Origin of the sequence: Gemmobacter sp. 24YEA27 (genome assembly GCF_030052995.1) — a bacterium.
GTDB lineage: Bacteria > Pseudomonadota > Alphaproteobacteria > Rhodobacterales > Rhodobacteraceae > Pseudogemmobacter.
Genome location: NZ_JASJPW010000001.1, coordinates 2048015 through 2067873, shown reverse-complemented (window position 1 = coordinate 2067873; position 19859 = coordinate 2048015). Strand labels below are relative to the sequence as shown.

Here is a 19859-nt window from a genome sequence, read left to right as displayed (position 1 = left end):
ACAGCACCCACCCATCCGACGGAAGTCAGCGGGCGCTTTTCATCTGTCTCTAAATATCCTCCGGGGGTCTGGGGGTGGAAGCCCCCCAGCTGCGCCGCCTCACCCCGCGTTCAGCCGGTCGAGCCGCGCCCGCACACTCAGCCCATGCGCCTCCAGGCTTTCCGACTTCGCCAGGCGCTCTGCCGCGGGCCCGATGGCCGCCAGCGCAGCCGGCGTCATTTTCGCAATCGTGGTGCGCTTGAGGAATTCAAGGACGGACAGCCCCGAGGAGAACCGCGCCGAACGCGCCGTTGGCAGCACATGGTTCGGGCCGCCGATATAGTCACCGATAGCCTCGGGGGTCCATTGGCCGAGGAAAATCGCCCCGGCATGGGTGATCAGCGCCGAGACCGCCTCCGGGTCTTCGGTGCAGATCTCCAGATGCTCGGGTGCGACACGGTTCGAAAGCTCTGCGGCCTCGGCGAGGTCGCGCACCAGGATCACCGCGCCATTGTCGCGCCAGCTCGCCTGCGCGATCTCGCGCCGCTCCAGCGTCTCAAGACGCTTCTCCAGCGCCGCCACACAGGCACGGGCAAAAGCCTCATCCGCCGTGACCAGAATCGCCTGGGCCGAGGCGTCATGCTCGGCCTGGCTCAGCATATCCAGCGCCACGAAATCCGGGTCTGCCGTGCCATCGGCGATCACGAGGATCTCGGAAGGGCCTGCGATCATGTCGATCCCCACCTTGCCGAACACCCGCCGCTTCGCGGCCGCGACAAAGGCATTCCCCGGCCCGGTAATCTTATCGACCGCGCGGATCGTCGCGGTGCCATAGGCCAAAGCCGCCACCGCCTGCGCGCCACCGATGCGGTAGATCGTATCGACCCCGGCGAGCCGGGCCGCAAAGATCACCAGCGGATTGACCTCGCCGCCCGGGGTCGGGCAGGTGATCACCAGACGCTCCACCCCGGCCACCCGGGCCGGGATCGCATTCATCAGAACTGAAGACGGGTATGAGGCGAGCCCCCCCGGCACATAAAGCCCTGCCGCCGAGACCGGCGTCCAGCGCCAGCCAAGCGTTGCGCCTTCCGGGTCGGTCCACATCTGGTCCTGGGGCATCTGGCGGACATGATAGGCGCGGATCCGTTCCGCCGCGAGCGTCAGCGCTGCCGCATCCTCGGGCGAGACTTTCGCGCATTCCGCCTCAATCTCTTCAGGCGTGAAGGCCAGCTGGCCCGGTGTCAGCGAGAGCCGGTCAAAGCGTGCGGTCAGTTCGGTCACCGCCAGATCGCCCCGCGCCCGCACATCCGCGATGATCGCAGCGACGACATCATCCACTTCGGGACTGTCCTCGCGCTTCATGCCAAGGAAAGCGGTAAAATCCGCCTCGAAGCCCGGATCCCGGGTGGAAAGGAAATGCGCCATTGCGGGCCTCCGCGCGTGATTGCCGCCAGTCTTGGCCCGCGCATATCCCGCGCTGTGGCCGAGGTAAACAGCGCCATATGGAAAAGGGCGGCGCGCATGGTCCATGCGCGCCGCCCTTTCTGATTGTCAGCCCTGACTTATTGCGCCGGAGCGTCCACAGGGGCCTCTGCGGGTGCTTCAGCCGGAGCTTCTGCGGGCGCTTCAACCGGAGCGGCTTCTGCCGGCTCGGTGCCGGTTGCCGGAACTGCTGCCGCGGCCTCGATGCTCGCCGGTTGCCGGAACTGCTGCCGCGGCCTCGATGCTCGCCTTGACGATCACATCGGGGTTCTCGGCAACCGCGCCATTTTGCTCGGCCGGGCCGCGCCTGATCTTGTCGACCACATCCATGCCCGAAATCACCCGACCGACAACAGTATATTGTCCGTCAAGGAAATCGCCCGGCGCAAACATGATGAAGAACTGGCTGTTGGCCGAATTCGGATCCTGGCTGCGCGCCATGCCGACGATGCCGCGCTGGAACGAGACATCCGAAAACTCTGCCGGAATATCAGGCAGATGCGAGCCACCCATGCCAGCGCTGACGAATTCCGCCGGGATCTCCATCCCATGGAGCTTATAGGTGCCTTCAGCCGCACCTTTCGGCAGTTTGGCAAGCTCTTCGGCCAGCGTAGCCGGTTTGCCGAACTGCACGTCGCCGGTCTGGGCCATGAAACCGTCGATCACGCGGTGAAAGACCACACCATCATAGGCGCCCTCTGTCGCGAGCTGGACGATCTGCGCCACATGCTTCGGCGCCTTATCGTCAAGCAGGTCAATGACCACGCGGCCATTGGCCTCGCCCTGGATGTCGAGCACCAGATTCGGGCCCGGCAGATCGGGAACATCCTGCGCGAAAGCAGGCGCGCCCAGCAAAAGCGTGGCAACGAGAACCTTACGCAACATCGGCGGCAACCCTTACAGTGATCATGCGATCGGGGGTGACCGGCGGCTCGCCCCGGGTGATCTTGTCCACAAATTCCATCCCGGAAATCACCCGGCCGTAAACGGTATACTGGCCGTTCAGGAAGGAGTTATCCTTGAAATTGATGAAGAACTGGCTGTTTGCCGAATTCGGGTTCTGCGAGCGCGCGGCGCCGATCGTGCCGCGATCATGCGGCAGTTTCGAGAATTCTGCCGGCAGATCATCATATTGCGACCCACCCGTGCCCGAACGGCGCGGATTGTAGTCTTTTTCCATATTGGCGTGCTCTACATCACCGGTCTGGGCCATGAAGCCCTCGATCACGCGGTGGAAAGCCACATTGTCATAGGCTTTGTCGCGGGCGAGCTGTTTCATACGCTCGACATGCTTTGGTGCGACATCCGGGAGAAGCTCGATCACCACTTCGCCGTCTTTCAGCGTCAGGATGATGGTGTTCTCGGGGTCCTTGATCTCGGCCATTGTGCTTCCCTTGCAGGCTTCTGGTCGGGCGGGAAATTAACCGCAAGCGCCTCAGGGGGAAGGGCAAATGGGCGTGATCGGTTGACGGACGGCAAAATGCGCGAAAGAATTGCGCGAAACGCAGGATGCACCCCGTGTGTTAGCGCTAAACCACCCCGAATGATGCATATTGGGAGAGACCGATGAGCTGGAAAACGCTGGATGATATCGCACTGGCCGGCAAAACCGTGCTGACGCGGGTCGATATCAATGTGCCGATGGAAGGGGACCGGGTCTCTGATACCACCCGCATCGATAAGATCCGCCCGACGGTTGAGGATATCATCGCGCGTGGCGGAAAAGTGGTGTTGCTGGCGCATTTCGACCGCCCCAAAGGCAAGGTCGTCCCGGAGATGAGCCTTGGCCGCATCGCCCCGGCCCTTGAGGCAAGCCTTGGCCGCAAGGTGATTTTCGCGACGGAAAGCACGGGCGCTGTGGCAAAGGCCGCGATTGCTTCGGCGGCGCAAAGCGATGTCGTGCTGCTGGAAAACACCCGGTTTCATGCGGGCGAAGAAAAGAACGATTTGCGGCGGAATTTGCAGCACTTGGTGATGTCTATGTGAATGATGCGTTTTCGGCCGCGCATCGGGCACATGCCTCGACCGAAGCCTTGCGCGCGCGCTCCCGCATGCGGCGGGCCGGCTGATGGAGGCCGAGCTGAAAGCGCTGGACGCAGCGCTTGGCACCCCTGCCCGCCCGGTGATCGCCGTGGTCGGCGGCGCGAAAGTGTCGACCAAGCTTGATCTGCTGGGGAACCTTGTCAGCAAGGTCGACCACCTGGCGATCGGCGGCGGCATGGCGAATACCTTCCTCGTGGCGCAAGGCATTGAAGTCGGCAAATCGCTCGCGGAACGCGATATGGCAGACACCGCCCGCGCAATTTTGAAAAGGCCGAAGAGACCGGCTGCCAGATCCATCTGCCGGTCGATGTGGTGGTGGCGCGCGAGTTCAAAGCGGGCGCGGCCAGCCAGATCACCAATGCCTCAGGCTGCCCTGCCGATGCGATGATCCTTGATGCCGGCCCGGAAACGGTGGCGCGGCTGAAAGCGGTCATGGGCCAGTCTGCGACACTGATCTGGAACGGCCCGCTCGGCGCCTTCGAGATCCCGCCTTTTGACGCGGCCACAGTGGCGGCGGCGAAAGAGGCCGCAAGGCTGACCGAGGCCGGCAGGCTGATCTCGGTTGCAGGCGGTGGCGATACCGTTGCCGCGCTGAACCAGGCCGGGGCTGCGGGGGCGTTCACCTTCATCTCGACCGCAGGCGGCGCCTTCCTCGAATGGATGGAAGGCAAGGAATTGCCGGGCGTGGCGGCACTGCTCGCCTGAGGGCGGCTGCTCGCGCTAACAGCATTGCACGCAGCCCGGCGGAAAGGCTATGGCGCGTGCAAAACCTAATCTGGCTCCGGCAAAGGAAGACGACGATGACCACGGAAAAGATGACGGCGCAGATCGGCAAAGGCCAGGGCTTCATCGCAGCTCTCGACCAGTCCGGCGGCTCGACCCCCAAGGCGCTGAAACTTTACGGCGTTGAGGCCGATGCCTGGTCCGACGAGGCCGGCATGTTCGACCTGGTCCATGCCATGCGCGCCCGCATCATCAAATCGCCCGCCTTTACGGGCGAGAAGGTCATCGGTGCCATCCTGTTCGAGCAGACCATGGACCGCGCTATCGACGGCATCCCGACCGCCACCTATCTGTGGGAAAAGCGCGGCGTGGTGCCGTTTCTGAAGATCGACAAAGGGCTCGAGACCGAGGTCAATGGCTGCCAGGTGATGAAGGCGATGCCCGATCTCGATGCGCTGCTGGAAAAGGCCGTGCGCGCCGGGATCTATGGCACCAAGGAACGTTCGGTGATTTCCGCCGCCAATGAAGATGGCATCAAGGCGGTGGTCGATCAGCAATTCGCCATCGCAAAACAGGTGATCAGCCACGGGCTTATGCCGATCGTCGAGCCGGAAGTGACGATCTCGATCACCGATAAAGCCGCCGCCGAAGCGATCCTGCGCCGCGAGATCCTTACGCATCTGGACGCGCTGCCCAAGGGCACGCAGGTCATGCTGAAACTGACCATCCCGTCGGAGGCGAATTTCTACGCAGCCCTGGTCGATCACCCGGCTGTTCTGAAGCTGGTGGCGCTTTCGGGCGGCTATTCGCGTGACGAGGCCAATGCGGCTCTGGCAAAGAACCGCGGCATGATCGCATCCTTCTCGCGCGCGCTCTCGGAAGGCCTGAATGCCGGGCAATCCGAAGCCGAATTCGACGCCACGCTGAAAGCGGCGGTCGATTCGATCCATGCAGCCTCAATCGCGGGCTGAACAGCTTTCGCGTAAGACTGAAGGGAATCCCGCCACATGGGGGATTCCCTTCTGATTCGTTTCATGGCATGATTTTTCGCAAGGCCCCCCGATAAGAGGGGTGACAGATGAGACGGACAGGACATGACCAGGCAACAACGGCGCCATAATATGGGCGGGCTCATCTACTTCGCCCTGATGTTCACTCTGGGTGCCTATTTCACCTTCGCCGCTGTTCAGGGCGACTATGGCGTATTTCGCCGGGTCGAAATCCGCGCCGAGGCCGCCGGGCTGGCGGTGGAGCGTGACAAACTGGCGGTGCAACTTGCCGACATGCGGAACCTGACGCATCGGCTGTCGGATGACTATCTCGATATGGATCTGCTTGATGAGCGTGCCCGCGATGTGCTGGGCTACATGCGCGCCGATGAGATCGTGATCCGCTGAACGCCCCCCGTACATGACGGCCATCATCTGCATCGCCGCCGCTGTGATCCTGCGCAACGATGGCAGGATGCTGCTTGTCCGCAAGCGCGGCACGGACGCCTTCATGCAGCCCGGCGGCAAATACGAGCCGGGCGAAGATGCGCTTACCGCCCTGCGCCGCGAACTTGAGGAAGAGCTGGGCACGGGGATCGCCGCCGATTTCGATGCCGAAAAGCCGCATTCGCTTGGCCGTTTTTCCGCCCCTGCCGCCAATGAACCCGGCCATATCGTCGAAGCCGATCTCTACCTCATGGCCGCTGCGGCAGAAGTGAGCATTGCCGCAGAGATTGCCGAAGCCCGATGGGTCTCGCAGGATGAGGCCCTTGCTTTGCCCCTTGCGCCGCTGACGCGCGAGCGGATTTTGCCGCTGATCTGGCACTGATCTTCTCTCTTTCAGCAACATTTCACCGCACTGCAGGCCGCACTATTTCGCGTTTGACCCAATAATCTCCGATGCTGTATAGATGGTTTAACGCTAAACCATTTGCTGAACCTACTCCGGGGAGGAGCCCAATGGCACGCAAGCCCGATGCGAGACCCAATGTCTCGAAAGAAGAGCTGCTGAAATATTACCGCGAGATGCTGCTGATCCGCCGCTTTGAGGAAAAGGCGGGCCAGCTTTACGGCATGGGGCTGATCGGGGGGTTCTGTCACCTCTATATCGGCCAGGAAGCTGTCGTTGTGGGGCTGGAGGCTGCGGCAAAGCAGGGCGACAAGCGCCTGACCTCTTACCGCGATCACGGCCATATGCTGGCCTGCGACATGGACCCGAAAGGCGTCATGGCAGAGCTGACCGGCCGTATCGGGGGCTACTCGAAGGGCAAGGGCGGCTCGATGCATATGTTCTCGAAAGAGAAGCATTTCTATGGCGGCCACGGGATCGTTGGCGCACAGGTGCCGCTGGGCGCGGGGCTGGCCTTTGCCGATAAGTATCTCGGCAATGACAATGTGACTTTCACCTATTTCGGCGATGGCGCGGCCAACCAGGGCCAGGTCTATGAGACCTATAACATGGCGGAACTCTGGGATCTTCCGGTGATTTTCGTCATTGAAAACAACCAGTATGCCATGGGAACGAGCGTGAAGCGCTCGACCAAATCGACGACCCTGTTCGAGCGCGGCGTGGCGTATGGCATCCCCGGTGAGCAGGTAGACGGGATGGATGTGCTCGCGGTCAGGGCGGCAGGCGAGAAGGCCGTGGCCCACTGCCGTGCGGGCAAGGGCCCCTATATCCTCGAAATGATGACCTATCGCTATCGCGGCCACTCGATGTCGGATCCGGCGAAATACCGGACGCGTGAAGAGGTCGAGAAGATCAAGACCGAGAAGGATTGCATCGAGCATGTCCGCGATCTGCTGTTGCAGGGCGGTCTGGCCTCGGAAGACGATCTGAAGAACATCGACAAAGAGATCAAGGCGCTGGTGAATGAGGCGGCTGAGTTCTCGAAAGAAAGCCCGGAGCCGCCGCTGAGCGATCTCTGGACCGATATTACCGTCTGAGGGGGAGAGAGATCATGGCAGTTGAAGTTCTGATGCCGGCTTTGTCTCCGACGATGGAGGAAGGCACGCTGGCGAAATGGCTGGTGAAAGAGGGTGACGTGGTCAAATCGGGCCAGGTCATTGCCGAGATCGAGACCGATAAGGCAACGATGGAATTCGAGGCGGTGGATGAGGGGATTGTCGGCCGGTTGCTGGTGACCGAGGGCACCGCAGGCGTGAAAGTGAACACGCCGATTGCGGTTCTGGTAGAAGAGGGCGAAAGCGCGGATGCCGTGGCTGCCGCCCCTGCCCCGGTCGCGGTTCCAACTGCGTCTCCGGGGGCCGCCGCCGCGCCGGCCATCGAGGCCGTCCCGGCAGCAGCTGCCGCGCGCCCGGCGGTGGTGGAAGCCCCCAAAGGCTGGCCGCACAGCGACCTGCCCGAAGGTGTGGCGACGAAGACCATGACCGTGCGGGAAGCGCTGCGCGAGGCCATGGCGGAAGAGATGCGCGGGGATGGCAATGTCTTCCTTATGGGGGAAGAGGTTGGTGAATACCAGGGCGCTTATAAGATCAGCCAGGGACTGCTGGACGAATTCGGCCCGAAGCGCGTGGTCGACACCCCGATCACCGAGCATGGTTTCGCCGGAATCGCGGTCGGCGCCTCTTGGGGGGGGCTGCGCCCGATCGTCGAGTTCATGACGTTCAACTTCGCCATGCAGGCGATTGACCATATCATCAACTCGGCCGCGAAGACGCTTTATATGTCGGGCGGTCAGATGGGATCTCCCATCGTGTTCCGTGGCCCGAACGGGGCGGCAGCCCGGGTTGGCGCCCAGCACAGCCAGGACTATGCGGCCTGGTATGCGGCGATCCCAGGGCTGAAAGTCGCCATGCCCTATTCGGCGGCGGATGCGAAGGGCCTGCTGAAGACGGCGATCCGCGACAACAACCCGGTAATCTTCCTCGAAAACGAGATCATGTATGGCCGGAGTTTCGAAGTGCCGGTGGGCGATGATTTCGCCATCCCCTTTGGCAAGGCTTCGGTGATGCGGGCGGGGTCAGATGTAACGCTGGTTTCGTTCGGAATCGGCGTTGCTCATTCGCTGGCCGCAGCGGAGCTGTTGGCCAAAGAGGGGATCGAGGCCGAGGTGATCAACCTGCGCACCCTGCGACCGATTGACTATGACACGGTGCTGGCCTCGGTGCAGAAGACCAATCGTTGCGTGACGGTCGAGGAGGGCTTCCCGGTGGGCTCCATCGGCGATCACCTCGCTTCGACGATCATGCAGCGCGCGTTTGACTATCTGGACGCGCCGGTCGTGACCTGCACCGGCAAGGATGTGCCGATGCCCTATGCGGCCAATCTGGAAAAGCTGGCGCTGATCACGCCTGCTGAAATCGTCACCGCCGTGAAATCGGTCTGCTACCGCTGAGGGAGGAAAAAAGATGGCAATCCAGATCCTGATGCCCGCGCTTTCTCCGACCATGGAGGAAGGCACGCTGGCGAAATGGCTGGTTAAAGAGGGCGATCTGGTCAAGTCGGGCCAGGTCATCGCCGAAATCGAGACCGATAAGGCGACGATGGAGTTCGAAGCGGTCGATGAGGGTGTGATCGGCAAGATCCTGATCGCGGAAGGCAGTGCCGGTGTAAAGGTCAATGACCCGATTGCTGTTCTGCTGGAAGAGGGCGAGGATGCTTCGGCAGCCTCTGCCCCCGTTGCAGCCCCGCAACCCGCGGCAGCGGCGGTGGCAAGCCCGGCCGAAACGGCTCCGACCGCAGCACCGGCGCCAGCGGCGGCACCGGTGGCCAGCGGCGCGCGCGTCTTTGCCTCGCCGCTCGCGCGGCGGATTGCCAAAGACAAAGGCGTCGATCTGACGGCGGTGAAGGGCACTGGCCCGCATGGCCGCATCGTCAAAGCCGATGTGGAACAGGCGAAATCGGGGACGGCGCCGGCCAAAGCGTCTGCGGCAGCGGGCGTCGCTGCGGGCTCGACGCCCGCAGCGACGGCGACCCCGGCCCCGACCAAGGCGGTACCGGCCGGGCTCTCACCCGAAACGGTTCTGAAAATGTATCAGGACCGCGCTTTCGAAGAGATCGCGCTTGACGGCATGCGCCGCACGATCGCCGCCCGCCTGACCGAAGCCAAACAGACGATCCCGCATTTCTATCTGCGGCGCGACGTGAATCTCGACGCACTGATGGCCTTCCGGGCCGAGCTGAACCATGCCCTCACCGGGCGCGGCGTGAAGCTTTCGGTCAATGACTTCATCATCAAGGCCTGCGCCATCGCATTGCAGGAAGTGCCTGATGCCAATGCGGTCTGGGCCGGCGACCGGATCCTCAGGCTGAAACCTTCCGATGTTGCGGTTGCCGTAGCGATTGAAGGCGGGCTCTTCACGCCGGTGCTGCGCGATGCGGATAAGAAATCGCTCTCAGCCCTGTCTGCCGAGATGAAAGATCTCGCGCATCGGGCAAAGTCGAAAAAGCTTGCACCTCATGAATATCAGGGCGGAAGCTTCGCCATCTCCAATCTCGGCATGTTCGGGGTTGAGAATTTCGACGCCGTGATCAACCCGCCGCATGGCGCGATCCTTGCCGTCGGGGCCGGGCTGAAAAAGCCGGTGGTGGCGGAGGATGGCTCGATTGGCGTGGCGACGATGATGTCGATGACGCTCTCCGTCGATCACCGCGTCATCGATGGCGCATTGGGGGCTCAGTTCCTCAAGGCGGTGGTCGAGGCGCTTGAAAACCCCGTCACCATGCTGGCCTGAGCCCGCAGAATATCTGGAAAACCGCACAAGGCGGGGGCTCTGCCCCCGCCTTCGCATTTTCAATGCGAAGGCTCCCCCGGGATATTTACGGACAGATGAACTCAGCCACGTGCTTCGAGGCGATGCAACAAAGTGATGCTGCGGCGCGCGACAGTTGCGATGACGCCCGCCCCGATCAGCCAGAGCGCCCAGGTCATCAGGGTCGCGCCATCGGTGCTGACCGGCAAGAACGCGGCAAGCAAAGCGGCAAAGGTCAGCGCGGCCATCCGGTGCGGCTTCGCCATCGGGCCGCGGAAATCGGGCGCAAAGCCTTCGGCGCGGCCAAGCTCCCGCAGCCAGGCGGTGATCAGCGCGAGCGCCCCGACCCCGAGGCCGAGTGCCGGCGCCGCAGCAAACAGCCCTGCGCCCCAGAAAAGCAACAGATCTGCGGCGCGGTCCGGGGCTTCGTTCCAGAAGGCGCCAGAAGGGGTCGCCGTGCCGCCCTCAACCGCAACCATGCCATCGAGCAGATTGCACAAAAGCCGCAGCTGGATCGTCAGGGCGGCAAGCACCAGCAAGAGGCTCTGCCCGATCGGCCCCGAAGCCGAGGCTGCCCAGAAAAAGAGCAGCCCAAGTGCGGCAAAGACCATCGAAGCCTGGGAAATCTGGTTCGGGGTAATCTGGCGCTGCACCAGGGATTGCGCGAGGCGGACCATCAGCCGGTTGCGGCGGGCACGGATCGGGCGACGGTTCGCGTCCCCTGCTTCCGCCTGCGGTTCGGCCCGAAAGATGGCACGAGGATCTTGCATGTCGTCATCTGTCATGGGTCAGGTCCAGAACCAGCGGGTGAGATGGAAGAAAATCGGCGCGGCAAAGACAACCGAATCAAGCCGGTCGAGGAACCCGCCATGGCCGGCGATCAGGTGCCCCCAATCCTTCACGCCCTTGTCGCGTTTGATCGCAGACATCACCAATCCGCCAAAGAAGCCCATCAGCGTCACCGCAAGCGCCATGCCGGCCGCCTGGAGCATGGTGAAAGGCGTCATCCACCAAAGTGCAGCCCCGGCGGTGGTCGCCGTCATCACGCCACCGATCAGTCCCTCCCAGGTCTTCGAGGGCGAGAGCTGCGGCGCCACAAGGCGGCTGCCAAACAGCTTGCCCCAGACATATTGCATCACATCTGACAGCTGTACCGTAAAGATAAGCCAGGCGATCAGGATGACGGAGCGGCCCTCATACCCTGCGATATGCAGCGTCAGAAGTGCGGGCACATGGCTCACGCAATAGACGCAGATCATCAGCGCCCATTGGGTTTCAGCGACGCGGGTCAGGAAGCTCTTCGTCTCGCCCCTGAGCGCCGAGACTACCGGCATCAGAAGGAAGGCATAGACCGGGATGAAGATCGCATAGAGACCGTACCAGTCGAGACCTACCAGCCAGTATTGCACCGGCAGCACAATGAAAAACGCCCCGGCCAGCGACCAGTGATCGGCGCGGGCCTTGGCCGTCAGGGTCAGAAACTCCCGGAGCGCCGAGAAGGAGAGCACCGCGAAAAGGATCACCACTCCCGGCCTGCCAGCCAGGAAGGCCAGCGACAAAAGGATCACCATCCCCCACCAGGCCGAGATCCGGGCGTTCAGGTTTTCGATCACCGGATTGTCGCCATCCGGTGCGATCCTTGCGCGCAGAATTTCGCCGATCAGGGTGGCGATCACCAGGATCACCCCCACGCCAAGCAAGAGCCAGATGAGATGCGGGGTCGCGCTCATGCCGGCACCGTCTCTTTCAGCGCGATCAGCGCAGCATGGCTGCGGGCAAGAAAATCCGCCTTCTCCTCGGTTTCGCCCAGATGCAGCGGGGCGCCGAAGGTCAGGGTGCAAATCAGCGGCAGCGGAATGATCTCCCCCTTGGGCATCACCCGGTTGAGGTTCGAAATCCAGACCGGCACCAGATCAATTCCGGGATTTTGTTTCGCAAGATGGTAGAGGCCGGTGCGGAAGGGCAAAAGCGGCTCTTCCGTCATATTGCGCACGCCTTCGGGGAAGAGGATCAGCGATGATCCCTCGGCCAGGGCCTTGCCCATCAGGGCGACCGGATCCTCGACCCGCTCTTCCGGGCGGCGGTCAATCAGCACGGCGTTGAAGACGTCGCGGCCAATAAAGGCGCGAAGCGGGGTTTTCAGCCAGTATTCCAGCGCCGCGACAGGCCGGGTTCGCGACCGAAGCATCGGCGGCAGCACCGTCCAGAGCAGCACGAAATCGGCATTGGAAGTGTGGTTGGCGAAATAGACCCGCTGCTTTGGCAGCGGCTCGATCCCTGACCAGATGGCGCGCGGAGCGGTAACGATCCGCGCGAATAGGGTGATTGCGCTGCCGGCAAAAGCGGCTGCCGCTCTGCGCAAAAAGGCCTTACCCCCGGAACCAATACCTGCCGTCAAATGCCCTGCTCACTCCGCCCTGAATTGCTGATCCATGCTCAGAGCAGGCTGGGCGCAGCCGGCCTTTCCCACCACACGCGCGGGTACCCCGGCGACGGTGGTTTCCGGCGGTACCTCCTCGAGCACGACTGAACCGGCCGCGATCCGCGAGCAATTGCCGACCCGGATATTGCCGAGAACCTTGGCGCCCGCCCCGATCAGCACACCATTGCCAATTTTGGGATGCCGGTCGCCGTCTTCCTTGCCGGTGCCGCCGAGTGTCACCGAATGCAGCATCGAGACATTGTCGCCAACGACCGCAGTTTCACCGATCACGATGGAATGCGCATGGTCGATCATGATGCCCTTGCCGATCCGGGCAGCCGGGTGAATGTCGACGCCAAAAGCCTCGGACACCCGCATCTGCACGAAATAGGCCAGATCGACACGACCCTTCTGCCAAAGCCAATGGCCGATCCGGTAGGCCTGCACCGCCTGGTAGCCCTTGAAGAACAGGACGGGCTGCAGGTAGCGATGGCAGGCCGGGTCGCGCTCATAGACCGCCATAAGATCGGCACGCGCCGCCGCGCCAAGTTCGGGCGCGGCGCCATAGGCCTCATCGGCGATTTCGCGCAGGATCTGTTCGCTCATCTCACCCGAGGCGAGTTTTAGCGAAAAGCGGTAAGCCAGTGCGCGCTCAAAAGTGGCGTGGTGCAGCAGGCCCGAATGGATCAGGGCACCCAGCAGCGGCTCGGCGCGGACAGCCTCCACCGCTTCGCTGCAAATCCTCGTCCAGACCGGATCGAGCGTCGTGACACGTTGTCTGGTTTCGGCCATGGCAATCCCCGTAACGAGCCGCCGCAATCAGCGGGCGGAAACAGCAAGGATTATCTCCGATGCGGGCAGAATCGGCAATCCGGAAAGGAAGATGTTCCGGCCATGCTCAGGGGGCCACTGCCAGTGACCGAAACGGACCCGCTCCGAAGGATGGCGACAGCTGGGCGACCATCGCCGTAAAGCCGGCCTGGGCGCCATCCTGAACCTGTTGTGCCATCGGATAGGCATAGTGCGGCGCTGATGTTGTCACCTCTCGCCTGATGACATCCGCGACGAGGATTCGCACCATATAACCCTCACTTTCTTCGGAAAGCGGTACTTCGGTCTGTTGCCAGCTGTCGCCCCCGATCCGCGTCCGCCGGATCCAGCTGAGGCTCAGCTCCTTGCCGGCCCGTGCAGCGCTGCGCAAATGGCTTACAGGCATTGGCCGCAAGCCGATCCCGTCGAATGCCGTCGCGATCTCGACCACATTCGGATCATCATAGCCGCGCCCCGATGCACCGATCCGGTAGCGGCGCGAGAGGCCCCGCGCATCCATCGAGAGCTCCATTTGCGACGGCACCCCGTCCAGCAGCACGACCGTACTGCCCACGGGCCAGGCCGCAGGCATGACCCCATCCGTCCCCGCCTGGCCGCGCAACCGGAGAGAAACCTCTCAGGTCCGGGGCGCGACCAGCTCGGCCCCGGCAAACTGGAGCACCTCCCAATTGCCGGCAGTGCCATCGCCAATCGCCATCACATTGGCGCCATTGAGCACCGCAACCGGATTGGCCGCACTCAGCACGCCTGCGCTCAGCCGGATCCGCAGCGGCTCGCCCCTGTCCCAGACGCCCGGCCGCGCCGCGAGAAGTTCGGTTTCGGTACGCCCGATGACCGAAGGTGCTGTGACAAGGCGGTTCAGGGTAAACCCGCCCACCGCAGTCTGCGACCAGAGTGCGACTGAGCCCGGCCAGGGGCGTGCCCCCACCGCGATATAGGGCCGGTGCGGTTCTTCATCCCCCCTGAGCAGCGGCAGGTCGAGAAACACCGGCCAGACCGGAACCGGCGAGACAAAGGGTGCCAGGGCGGGCGGCACGCTGCCTTCATCGCGGACTTCATAGATCCCACCCTCAATTCGCACCGCCTCGATGCGGCGCTGTTCGGTCTGCTCTACGCGCTCCACCCGCCAGACCGAGCCGTCTTGCGTTGCGATACGATCCCCAGGCCCAACATCCATGCGGGAAAGCGGCAGACTGAGGCGCAAGCTATCCCGCGCGATCCGCGATTCTGCCAGCCAGCGCCTGGTGACGCCAAGCCCTTCTGCCGATGTCATCGCAAGCGCAACCTCGGTCCCCGCGACGCGGTGCAACCTGTCCCCTGGGTGCCGGGTCTCGGCCATCCGCGCCTCGTAACCAGCCTCTGCGTCAATATAGCCAAGACGGATCGACTCGCCGGTCTCAACCTCAGGCGCGCGCGTCATTTCGGCATGGCCTTCCAGCTCGTCCACCGCATAGAGGTCGGAGGCGAGCCGGTGATCAAGGCCCGGCAAACGGCGCTGGAAGACCAGTTTACCATCACGGTCGAAAGCATCGACGCCGAATGTCTGCAGCAGGGGTTGCAGGCTTGCGCGCCCGCTTTGCACCTGATCGAGCAGATAGCCGCGCACAACAGCCTGTGCCGTTGCAGTATCCGCCATCCCGATGCCATGGCAGCCGCAGATCTCTCTGATCACGGCTGACAGCGGCTGTCCGGTCGCCCGCCCGTTCAGCCAGTGGCCGCGCAGATAGGCCGGCCCGTCGGTCCACTTATCCACGCGGCCAGGGAATTCCGGGAAAGGCCGCGCATCCCAGGCCCAGACATGGGCGCGGCTCATATCAATCATCCGCCCGTCATAGCGCGAGGATCGCGGGTTCATCGCCGGATCTCGCCAGTAGCTGTTCATGGCGCGCAGATACTGCATCTGGATCAGGTCATCCCTCGCCCCGTTCGAGGCCCGGGGTAAGGCCGATTCCGAAGACATGAGATCAAGGAATTTATTCGGCTGGTTGGTGCCCTTGTCGATTGCCGCACAGCCATATTCAGTAAAGAGGATCGGTTTCGACTGCGGCTCCCATGCCGTCGGGGTGGGCGCACGGACCCCGGCTGCGCGGCTGTGATGCGGCATCTGCCACCAGTTGCGCATATCCTTGACCCGAAAAACCCAGGGCTCCGCAAAGGCGCCATCAGTGATGGGCAGCCGGATCTGGGCCGCCTCCCCCTCTGGGCTGTCGTAATACCAGTCGTATCCCTCGCCGCCCTCGATATTGGCCTTCAGATAGTCCGGGTTCCAGACCGCCAGCCAGGCGGCGTCGGCGTGATCTTCGCCATCGCGCCAGTCGGAAAGCGGCATGTAATTGTCGATCCCGATGAAATCCACCGCCGGATGCGCCCAGAGATCATCCAGCGGGAAGTAGAGGTTTCCATCCGCGACATAGCTGCCATATTCGGTCCAGTCAGCGGCATAGCTGATCTTCACCGCCGGCCCGAGGATCACCCGCACCTCAGCCGCAAGCTGTATCAACGCTGCCACAGCCGGGAAAGCGTCGTCTCCATTGCGGATCTGCGTCAGGCTGCGCATCTCAGACCCGATACAGAAAGCGTCGACGCCACCGGCAAGGGCGCAAAGATGCGCATAATGCAGGATAAAGCGGCGATATCGCCATTCTTCCGGTCCAGAATACAGGATATGACTGCCCGCGGCGCTGAAATGCGCCGGCTGAGCGGTGCCGAAAAAGGCCGCAACCTCGGTGTCGGCCAGTGCCGTTCGATCCGTGCTCCCCTGGCGTCCCGGTGCCTGATCGGTGGTGATCCGTCCGCGCCAGGGCATTACCGGCTGATCCGCCGCACCTGACCAGGGATCGGGAAGCCGGTTCTCCGGCTGTTGTTCCATCAGGATAAACGGATAGAACATCACCTCTTTCCCATCCGCCCGGATGGCGCGTATCGCCTCGATGACCGAGGCATCGGCTGGCGTCCCGCCATAGACCGGGCCGCTGTCGCGCCTGGGCACTTCGTCGGCTGTTGCCCGTGTCACGCCTCCCGCATGCCAGGCCATCCCCTGACCATCATGGTTGCGCTGTTCGACTTTGGGCCGGATCTCGCACCTGCCACAGCGCAGATCGCTTCCGAACCAGGACACGACCAGCGATACCGAACCACAGTTCGGCAACTCGCCCGAGAGCTGATCGAGCCCTGTCCGAAAATCGGTGAGGCCTGAGGGCGATGTGCTGTTGATCGCGACATTCTCGCCCGGGCCATAGCTGATATGGACCGGGGTCGTCGCCAGCGCATATTCTCCGGTTCCGGGGATCATCGCGACCGCGCTCACCAGTCCGGAAAGCGTATCTTCAGGCGCCACATGCCGCCCCTGCGCATTGCGCACCACCTCGAAACTGAACTGTGGCACCCGGTTGCCATAAGCGGTCACGTCGAGATCCTCGATCACCACATAGGCAAGACCGCGAAACGCCGGCACCTCCCCCTCGCCCTCAATCGCTTCGATCCTGGGGTCGGGCAGCTGGTCCTCGGTGCCATGATAGACCCGGAGTGAAAGGCTGCGCGGCTCGATCTCGGTACCATCGGCCCAGATACGGCCAACGCGCAGGATCTCGCCCTCGCAAAGCCCGATCGCGAGGCTGACTGTATAGGAATACTCCGTCACCGATGGCCCCGACGGTGCCCCCTTGCCACCCCGCCGGGAGCGGCTGTGCTCCTCATATTGCGAGGCCCAGATCACATGGCCCGCCAGCCGCATCCGGCCCCAGAGCTTTGCGATGGCTTTGCCCTCACCCGCGCTCATCAGCCGGAGCCGGTCAATGCGAACGACCTCAACTGCATCCGCGCCCCCCCAAGGATCTTCTGGTCAATGACCCGACCCACCGTAGCCCCGATTGCGCGCCCGATAACGGCGCCCGAAAGGCCCAGAACAGTGCCGCCAAAGCCCGCACCAAATGCGGCTCCGGCCGCCGAGAGCAAAAGCGTTGCCATTGTGTATCGCTCCGTCTGTCAGATCGGCGGAAATGAAAAGCGCGCAGCAATGCGCCGCGCCCAAGGGAATGTGAGTGCGCTTTCAGTGACCGCATGGCCGGCAAAGGCATGGATGAACCGTGCATCGCGGCCCGTGGCCGACTGGAGCCCAAGGTGCTTTGCCGCCCCCCCGTCCCGCATCCGGAACAAAAGCACATCACCAATGGCGGGCGTGGTGGCTTTGGCGATCAGCCAGGTGCTGGCGGCTTCGTGCAAAACCTCTCCCGCGCCGGCCTCGGCCCAGTCGGCGCTGTAGGCTGGAAGCGTGCAGGGCTCTGCCCCATAAAGCTTGCGCCAGATGCCCCGGATCAGACCAAGACAGTCGGCGCCGGCGCCGGCACAACTCGCCTGATGGACATAGGGTGTTCCAAGCCAGAGCCGCGCCTCACCAACCGCGCGCAATGCCGTGCGATCCGTCGCTTCAGTTTCTGCCATTGGTATTCGCCCAGATCGGCATGACGCGCCGACCCCCGGTCGCGGGTCGGTCAGAGCGGGGGTAACTTGTCAGCCAATCCTCCTCCGGAAGATGAGGAAATCCTCGAAAATTATTGAAATTGCTGAATTTAGCGCGACAACTTCCAGCCTGCTTATCGCAACCGGCAAACAGCCGTAGCTGATCCCCCACCATCAGTGGCGCGCGAATGCCCTCCCAAAGCACGACGCGCCGCCCCCCGGGCCGCAGATCGTCCGAGCGGATCATCGCGCTGAGACCAGCTGCCGCACCGCTGAGCACTTCCAGCCGGCCATGTTCAAACCAGCGCGGATCAAAGCCCGGCAAGGCATCAAAGATGAACTCTCTCCGCTCCTCGCTGACCTGCTGCACCCCGATGTCGCAGAAATAGCCCGGGGTCTGCAGGCTGAACTTGCAGCGGACATCCCCCAGCACGGCCGAACAACTTCGCGCATAAGCAAAGCCCCCGGCTGCCCCAGCGGTTCAGCGAGCCCGCGCAACTCCGCCCGAAAGGCCGCACCACGCCGGCTCACCTCGCCCAGCGAGCCGCGAAACAGCTCTCGCCGCTCTGAGGGCTGTGCCCAGATCGCAAGCCAGATCCGCACCTCGGCGCCGTCATACCGCCCCGCATCCAGATCCTCTGCCGTGATTGCCGCAGCACTGAGCGCCCCCACAGCCTCGGAATTGTCCACCGCAAGCCCCGTGGCCTGCTGAAATGCGCTGGCGGTCAGCCCCGACCCCGCGCGATGGATCACCCCCTCTACAGCAAGATCACAATCGTGATCGGTGAAGCCAAGGACCACTCCATCCGGCCGCGCAACGGTCCACAGATGGCAAAGGCCAGTCACCCCGGTCTGTAAATGGTCGTGAAGCGCAAGTGTCACAGTCTGATCTCCACCACCGGGACATTCGGAACGTCGCCGGCCTGAAAGCTCGCGACGGAAACCTGGATCCGGTCGGCGTCGAACCGCACCGGCACATCGAATTCAAACCCCGCCGTAACCCTTGTGCCCAAAGGAGGCGGCACTTCGAAAAGGATCTCGCCCTTCGCGCTGTCGACCGTGAATTCGATGCCCTCGACCTTCGGATCATCTGCCAGCGCGACCAGCACGGAGCCGGCCACAGGCTTGCGGATCGGTCGCGAATAGCCTTCCTCGCCCGAACGGTAAGCCTTCAGAAGCGGGAAAGCCGTTGTTGCCCCATCCCCATGTCCGAGAAGCTGGTCCAGGGGACCAACCTTGCCCGATGGCAGACAGGAGCGGTAATCCGACCAGTCCTTCCAGCGAAACCCATGCAGCTGCCCGCGCCGCGCCTCGAAAAACGCGATCAGCGCCTCCAGATCATCAAGCGACCTCAGCCCTACGCCTGCATCATAATGGCGGCGCGAATGGGCCCAGGGCGTGTTGCGCTCCTCGAACCCGTTGGCGAGCGTCACGATCTCAGTGCGCCGCTCCGGCCCTCCGACCGAGCCAAAGCTCAGATTGGCGGGGAACCTTACTTCGTGAAACATGCGCCTCTCCTCACCTGTTCCTCTGACCGCGCGCCAGAACCCTGCCCATCTGTGCCGCGATCTGGCTTTCCGAGCGCCGGAACCCCGTCACATCGGGCGTGGAAATGTTCATCACCACATTGACGGGTCGCCCGCCGCCCTGGGTCTGCACCCCGAGCCTCCCGTCCGCGCCACGGGACAGAGGCATGATCGCCTCCGGCCCGGCCTCGCCCATCAGCCCGCGCCCTCCGCGCATCGGAAACGACACCGGGCCCGAGACCACGCCGCCATTGGCAAAGGGCATCACTCGCCCCTGCGCAAAGCCCGCGCCTTTGGCAAAGGGCATCAGCCCCGACATCAACCCGTTGATCCCATTGGCAATCGCACCGCCGACCGCAGTGTGGATCGGCCGCATCGCTACCGAATAGACCGTATCCACAATCGTCTGAGCCACCCCCTCAGCGCGTCCGAGAGCCGCATCCCGTCAAAGGCCAGCCCATCAAACGCCCGCCTGAGGCCCCCTGAAATACCATTCGACAAGGTCGAGACTTCGCGCGAGGTGAAGGTCGCGCTGTCCCTCAGTCGCGCCAGTTCGCCATCAAAAGCCGCGACCATCGCAGCCGAGGCCCCCAGCCTTTCCTCAAGCCCCGCCAGCTGTTCCGCCAGCAGATCCGGTTCCGCCATCTTCGTCGCCTTTCATTTGCTCGCCCCCCTGTCGGGGAAAGATGC

Annotated in this window: 15 protein-coding genes and 4 pseudogenes; 7 read left to right on the top strand and 12 right to left on the bottom strand. The window is 63.2% G+C overall.

Translation table 11 applies throughout. From position 1 onward, the window contains the following. Nucleotides 1-99: 99 nt before the first annotated feature. The 3 genes from hisD to QNO18_RS10250 all read right to left on the bottom strand — a co-directional run bounded on the left by hisD (nucleotide 100) and on the right by QNO18_RS10250 (nucleotide 2845). Nucleotides 100-1404, bottom strand: a complete 1305-nt coding sequence (hisD, locus tag QNO18_RS10260; RefSeq protein ID WP_283177585.1) for a histidinol dehydrogenase — start codon at nucleotides 1402-1404, stop codon at nucleotides 100-102. Nucleotides 1405-1605: 201 nt separating this feature from the next. Continuing rightward, nucleotides 1606-2346 carry a peptidylprolyl isomerase gene (locus QNO18_RS10255; RefSeq protein WP_283177584.1) on the bottom strand — a complete coding sequence of 247 codons (741 nt, stop codon included), beginning with the start codon at nucleotides 2344-2346 and terminating at the stop codon, nucleotides 1606-1608. Beyond that, nucleotides 2336-2845, bottom strand: a complete 510-nt coding sequence (locus tag QNO18_RS10250) for a peptidylprolyl isomerase (RefSeq protein WP_092896672.1) — start codon at nucleotides 2843-2845, stop codon at nucleotides 2336-2338. Before QNO18_RS10250 ends, QNO18_RS10255 begins: the two co-directional genes overlap by 11 nt. Nucleotides 2846-3007: 162 nt before the next feature. On the opposite strand from QNO18_RS10250, the pseudogene QNO18_RS10245 reads away from it, so the two are divergent. The 7 genes and pseudogenes from QNO18_RS10245 (at nucleotide 3008) to QNO18_RS10215 (ending at nucleotide 9914) form a co-directional block, all read left to right on the top strand. Then, nucleotides 3008-4209 (top strand): annotated as a pseudogene (locus QNO18_RS10245) (phosphoglycerate kinase). Nucleotides 4210-4304: 95 nt separating this feature from the next. Next, entirely contained in the window at nucleotides 4305-5198 is an 894-nt protein-coding gene (locus tag QNO18_RS10240) for a fructose bisphosphate aldolase (protein ID WP_283177583.1), read from the top strand. A 123-nt stretch (nucleotides 5199-5321) separates the two neighbouring features. Continuing rightward, the gene (locus QNO18_RS10235) at nucleotides 5322-5624 is read left to right on the top strand and encodes a septum formation initiator family protein (protein ID WP_283177582.1); all 303 of its coding nucleotides are present in this window, start codon (nucleotides 5322-5324) and stop codon (nucleotides 5622-5624) included. 13 nt (nucleotides 5625-5637) lie between these two features. Continuing rightward, complete coding sequence (locus QNO18_RS10230) at nucleotides 5638-6045, top strand: NUDIX domain-containing protein (protein WP_283177581.1); 408 nt, start codon at nucleotides 5638-5640, stop codon at nucleotides 6043-6045. A 131-nt stretch (nucleotides 6046-6176) separates the two neighbouring features. Beyond that, nucleotides 6177-7163 carry a pyruvate dehydrogenase (acetyl-transferring) E1 component subunit alpha gene (gene pdhA / locus QNO18_RS10225; protein WP_198836512.1) on the top strand — a complete coding sequence of 329 codons (987 nt, stop codon included), beginning with the start codon at nucleotides 6177-6179 and terminating at the stop codon, nucleotides 7161-7163. Nucleotides 7164-7177: 14 nt separating this feature from the next. Next, nucleotides 7178-8575, top strand: a complete 1398-nt coding sequence (locus QNO18_RS10220) for a pyruvate dehydrogenase complex E1 component subunit beta (protein WP_283177580.1) — start codon at nucleotides 7178-7180, stop codon at nucleotides 8573-8575. Between the two features lie 13 nt (nucleotides 8576-8588). After that, on the top strand, nucleotides 8589-9914 hold the full coding sequence (locus QNO18_RS10215; protein WP_283177579.1) for a pyruvate dehydrogenase complex dihydrolipoamide acetyltransferase: 1326 nt from the start codon (nucleotides 8589-8591) through the stop codon (nucleotides 9912-9914). A 101-nt stretch (nucleotides 9915-10015) separates the two neighbouring features. On the opposite strand, the gene QNO18_RS10210 is transcribed toward QNO18_RS10215, so the two are convergent. The 9 genes and pseudogenes from QNO18_RS10210 to QNO18_RS10170 form a co-directional block, all read right to left on the bottom strand. Continuing rightward, nucleotides 10016-10717 carry a CDP-alcohol phosphatidyltransferase family protein gene (locus QNO18_RS10210; RefSeq protein ID WP_283177578.1) on the bottom strand — a complete coding sequence of 234 codons (702 nt, stop codon included), beginning with the start codon at nucleotides 10715-10717 and terminating at the stop codon, nucleotides 10016-10018. A 3-nt stretch (nucleotides 10718-10720) separates the two neighbouring features. Continuing rightward, complete coding sequence (locus QNO18_RS10205) at nucleotides 10721-11662, bottom strand: phosphatidate cytidylyltransferase (RefSeq protein ID WP_283177577.1); 942 nt, start codon at nucleotides 11660-11662, stop codon at nucleotides 10721-10723. Further along, a complete protein-coding gene (locus QNO18_RS10200) occupies nucleotides 11659-12294 on the bottom strand; it encodes a lysophospholipid acyltransferase family protein (protein WP_283177576.1) in 636 nt (211 codons plus the stop codon). Before QNO18_RS10200 ends, QNO18_RS10205 begins: the two co-directional genes overlap by 4 nt. Nucleotides 12295-12339: 45 nt before the next feature. Beyond that, entirely contained in the window at nucleotides 12340-13146 is an 807-nt protein-coding gene (gene cysE / locus QNO18_RS10195; protein ID WP_283177575.1) for a serine O-acetyltransferase, read from the bottom strand. A gap of 106 nt (nucleotides 13147-13252) precedes the next feature. Beyond that, a pseudogene (locus tag QNO18_RS10190) lies at nucleotides 13253-17151 on the bottom strand (glycoside hydrolase TIM-barrel-like domain-containing protein). An 18-nt stretch (nucleotides 17152-17169) separates the two neighbouring features. Further along, nucleotides 17170-17625: an NlpC/P60 family protein gene (locus tag QNO18_RS10185; protein WP_283177574.1), complete on the bottom strand. Its 456-nt coding sequence runs from the start codon at nucleotides 17623-17625 to the stop codon at nucleotides 17170-17172. Beyond that, a pseudogene (locus tag QNO18_RS10180) lies at nucleotides 17612-18489 on the bottom strand (DUF2163 domain-containing protein). Before QNO18_RS10180 ends, QNO18_RS10185 begins: the two are co-directional and overlap by 14 nt. Nucleotides 18490-18521: 32 nt before the next feature. After that, on the bottom strand, nucleotides 18522-19151 hold the full coding sequence (locus QNO18_RS10175) for a DUF2460 domain-containing protein (RefSeq protein ID WP_283177573.1): 630 nt from the start codon (nucleotides 19149-19151) through the stop codon (nucleotides 18522-18524). A gap of 10 nt (nucleotides 19152-19161) precedes the next feature. Next, nucleotides 19162-19814: pseudogene (locus QNO18_RS10170) on the bottom strand (phage tail tape measure protein). Between the last annotated feature and the right edge of the window lie 45 nt (nucleotides 19815-19859).

Bases quoted from the DNA above. Each gene is read 5' to 3' on its own strand.
- QNO18_RS10210 (WP_283177578.1), bottom strand. From the start codon at position 10,717: ATGACAGATGACGACATGCAAGATCCTCGTGCCATCTTTCGGGCCGAA.
- QNO18_RS10215 (WP_283177579.1), top strand. From the start codon at position 8,589: ATGGCAATCCAGATCCTGATGCCCGCGCTTTCTCCGACCATGGAGGAA.
- QNO18_RS10175 (WP_283177573.1), bottom strand. From the start codon at position 19,151: ATGTTTCACGAAGTAAGGTTCCCCGCCAATCTGAGCTTTGGCTCGGTC.
- QNO18_RS10240 (WP_283177583.1), top strand. From the start codon at position 4,305: ATGACCACGGAAAAGATGACGGCGCAGATCGGCAAAGGCCAGGGCTTC.
- QNO18_RS10235 (WP_283177582.1), top strand. From the start codon at position 5,322: ATGACCAGGCAACAACGGCGCCATAATATGGGCGGGCTCATCTACTTC.
- QNO18_RS10250 (WP_092896672.1), bottom strand. From the start codon at position 2,845: ATGGCCGAGATCAAGGACCCCGAGAACACCATCATCCTGACGCTGAAA.
- cysE (WP_283177575.1), bottom strand. From the start codon at position 13,146: ATGGCCGAAACCAGACAACGTGTCACGACGCTCGATCCGGTCTGGACG.
- hisD (WP_283177585.1), bottom strand. From the start codon at position 1,404: ATGGCGCATTTCCTTTCCACCCGGGATCCGGGCTTCGAGGCGGATTTT.
- QNO18_RS10205 (WP_283177577.1), bottom strand. From the start codon at position 11,662: ATGAGCGCGACCCCGCATCTCATCTGGCTCTTGCTTGGCGTGGGGGTG.
- pdhA (WP_198836512.1), top strand. From the start codon at position 6,177: ATGGCACGCAAGCCCGATGCGAGACCCAATGTCTCGAAAGAAGAGCTG.
- QNO18_RS10220 (WP_283177580.1), top strand. From the start codon at position 7,178: ATGGCAGTTGAAGTTCTGATGCCGGCTTTGTCTCCGACGATGGAGGAA.
- QNO18_RS10255 (WP_283177584.1), bottom strand. From the start codon at position 2,346: ATGTTGCGTAAGGTTCTCGTTGCCACGCTTTTGCTGGGCGCGCCTGCT.
- QNO18_RS10185 (WP_283177574.1), bottom strand. From the start codon at position 17,625: ATGGCAGAAACTGAAGCGACGGATCGCACGGCATTGCGCGCGGTTGGT.
- QNO18_RS10230 (WP_283177581.1), top strand. From the start codon at position 5,638: ATGACGGCCATCATCTGCATCGCCGCCGCTGTGATCCTGCGCAACGAT.